The sequence below is a fragment of the Hyphomonas sp. UBA3601 genome (assembly GCF_002375605.1).
In the GTDB taxonomy this organism is placed as follows: domain Bacteria; phylum Pseudomonadota; class Alphaproteobacteria; order Caulobacterales; family Hyphomonadaceae; genus Hyphomonas.
Window position 1 is genome coordinate 5,946 of sequence record NZ_DFME01000044.1, and the last position, 2,361, is coordinate 8,306.

At 54.0% G+C, this 2,361-nt stretch carries 5 protein-coding genes; 3 read left to right on the forward strand and 2 right to left on the reverse strand.

Annotated elements, in window-relative coordinates:
- Positions 1-61 precede the first annotated feature (61 nt).
- The 3 genes from B4F73_RS04975 to B4F73_RS04985 are packed head-to-tail and all read left to right on the forward strand — an operon-like array spanning position 62 to position 1,458.
- Positions 62-361: a DUF883 family protein gene (locus B4F73_RS04975; RefSeq protein ID WP_290480207.1), complete on the forward strand. Its 300-nt coding sequence runs from the start codon at positions 62-64 to the stop codon at positions 359-361.
- A gap of 3 nt (positions 362-364) precedes the next feature.
- Complete coding sequence (locus B4F73_RS04980) at positions 365-763, forward strand: hypothetical protein (RefSeq protein ID WP_290480208.1); 399 nt, start codon at positions 365-367, stop codon at positions 761-763.
- A 47-nt stretch (positions 764-810) separates the two neighbouring features.
- Complete coding sequence (locus tag B4F73_RS04985; protein ID WP_290482640.1) at positions 811-1,458, forward strand: hypothetical protein; 648 nt, start codon at positions 811-813, stop codon at positions 1,456-1,458.
- 6 nt (positions 1,459-1,464) lie between these two features.
- Here B4F73_RS04985 and B4F73_RS04990 read toward each other — a convergent pair whose 3' ends face one another.
- The gene (locus B4F73_RS04990; protein WP_290482641.1) at positions 1,465-2,070 is read right to left on the reverse strand and encodes a sigma-70 family RNA polymerase sigma factor; all 606 of its coding nucleotides are present in this window, start codon (positions 2,068-2,070) and stop codon (positions 1,465-1,467) included.
- A 13-nt stretch (positions 2,071-2,083) separates the two neighbouring features.
- Entirely contained in the window at positions 2,084-2,278 is a 195-nt protein-coding gene (locus B4F73_RS16815) for a NepR family anti-sigma factor (protein ID WP_414651724.1), read from the reverse strand.
- Positions 2,279-2,361: the final 83 nt, after the last annotated feature.

Consider the following 2,361-nt stretch of genomic DNA (forward strand, 5'->3'; position numbering starts at 1 on the left):
CGATGGAACGAAAGTTTCGATCGATCGTTGTATTGGCGCACACGAAATCAGGAGATTTAACGTGAACACCAAGACAGCCACCACACTCAAAGCTGAAACCGAGGGCGATTACGCTGCGCTCAAGGATGACATTGCCATGCTTCGCGGCGACCTGAAAAGCGTAATGGAAGACGTCCGGGGCCTTGCGAAGGTGAAGGCGCAAGCCGGAGTTGAAAAAGGCAAGGAAATGGCCGAGAAAGCTTCCGGCCAGTTCAAGGAAACCCGCGACGATGTTGAAACGGAAATTCGCAAGAATCCGCTAGCCGCTGTCGGAATCGCGTTCGGGGCTGGACTCATTCTCGCGATGATGAGGGGCAAATAATTCATGGACGCGACAAAGCTTAGGCTGTTCGCGGCTGTCGCCGGAATCGTATGCGGTTTCGGCGGCATGTTTGCTTTGTCTGTAGCCGGAATATTGGCGCTGGCATCTGTCATCGGATTGACGGCGGCCTGCTTCACAGTGGCCGCCATCCTTGTGGCAATTGCTGCCCTTATGCTGTATATATTCTTGCTACCCTATCGGAAATCATCAGAAGAGATCGATGATTTGGAAGAGTCCACGGCGAATGCATTGGCAGACCTTCCGTTCGACACGCTGAAATCCCTGGTCCAGAAATATCCGGTCTCTGTAACCGCGGGCGCGATGTTGCTCGGATACACGCTTGTACGTGACCCCAAGACGGCGACACGTAACGCCCAGAGGCTTCTACTCGGTTTGCTTTAGCGGCGCCAATTACAGACAAATCATGCCTGAACACCTATATTGTTAGCATGAGATCGTTTCTGCTTGTTGCCTCAGCGGTTGGTGCCGGATTGGCTTTTGGCCGCAGATACCTCGAACGCGGGGTTTCTGCCCAGAAGAACAAGGTGATCGAGACAGCAGCCGTGGAAACACGTCGTCAGATCAAGCGCCATGCAGATGATTTTCTCAAAAAGAGCTTTCGGTCATTCGCTATCGCGACGGCTATCAAACTGCTTATCCTCGCGACGCTTTGGGGACTTTTCCATGGCGGTGTTATTGAGCGGCCTTACTTTATCTGGGGTGTGACAGGGATTCTCGCCGCGTTTCTTGTTCGTGATATCTGGGTAACGTGGCCCTTTGTTCGGCTTGGGATAGTAGAACTTTCTCGCTATGGCTGGCACCCCAAGCGCGCGCTCGGTGAGGTCGTCGCCGGGCATGTATTTCAGCAAGTCCTGACGGAAGCCCAATCTGCTCCGTCCACTCGCTCTTCGAAAGTCATGCTGGTGCTTGCGGGTCAATCCCGCGAAGGGATCGAACATGATATTGCAACCTCTGTCGCCGCCATCGCTCGAGATACGTCCTGGTCCGATCTGCGACCATTTCTTGCGTCTGCTGCCATCAAGACCGCCGCATTGATGATCATTTATTCGGTGAGCGTTTTCCTGCTCATGGCCTGATATCAATCAGGCAGCCTCGGCCATAAGCACTTCGGCATGTATCACCAACTGATGTAATGTGGACTGCTCAGCAAACCCGGGCGTGTCATTGGAAATTGCCGGAACAATTCCATTCAGCTCATCCATCAGAACTGCGCGCGCCCGACTTGCCCGGCTTTTGATTGTTCCAGGCGAGCAGTCCATGATCGCACCCGCTTCCTCATAAGTGAGGCCGGCCGCCAGAACCAGAATGACTGCATCCCTTTGTTTGATCGGCAGGGAGTAGATTGCCTGGACAGCGTGCGACGCCTCCCTCAGCATTTCAGCTGATGTGTTATCAACAAGAGCTTCTTCGAGAAATCCGCTTTCAACATCAACATTGCGCCAAGCGCGACGGCTGTGCTGGAGATACTCATTTCGAACAATTCGCAGGATCCACGGTCTCATCCTTGCGGTTCGATCGAAAGATTCCGCCGCCGCCCAGGCTTTCAGGCATGCAGACTGAACGATGTCGTCGGCCAGCGTCGCATCATGGCAAAGGCTACGCGCGAACGCGCGCATTTGAGGTAACAATGCCTCCAGCTCATCGACAAAGGACCAGTCTGGGCTGGGATTTTCTCCGGTATCGGTCATGCCGTCACGTATCCTATCGCTTTAGCGAGGTCTCCACCTCTCTCATGGCGCCAAGAAGTTCTCGAAATCGGTAGGGAAGAGGCTCTGTCACCACGGCCGCGTACTCGGCTCGCAGGTGAGCTTCGAACCGCCGACTCCCTCCCGTCGCCTTGGTCGTGAAAGCGAATATTCTTCTGCGTTCGGGACGACGGGCGCTCATGCGCACCATTTATCCGTTCGCCAAAATAACAAATCATGAATTCGTTCCCACCATACGATCTGTCTTGACTTCATACAGAAGTAAATCAGTGG

Bases quoted from the DNA above. Each gene is read 5' to 3' on its own strand.
- B4F73_RS04980 (WP_290480208.1), top strand. From the start codon at position 365: ATGGACGCGACAAAGCTTAGGCTGTTCGCGGCTGTCGCCGGAATCGTA.
- B4F73_RS04985 (WP_290482640.1), top strand. From the start codon at position 811: ATGAGATCGTTTCTGCTTGTTGCCTCAGCGGTTGGTGCCGGATTGGCT.
- B4F73_RS04990 (WP_290482641.1), bottom strand. From the start codon at position 2,070: ATGACCGATACCGGAGAAAATCCCAGCCCAGACTGGTCCTTTGTCGAT.
- B4F73_RS16815 (WP_414651724.1), bottom strand. From the start codon at position 2,278: ATGGTGCGCATGAGCGCCCGTCGTCCCGAACGCAGAAGAATATTCGCT.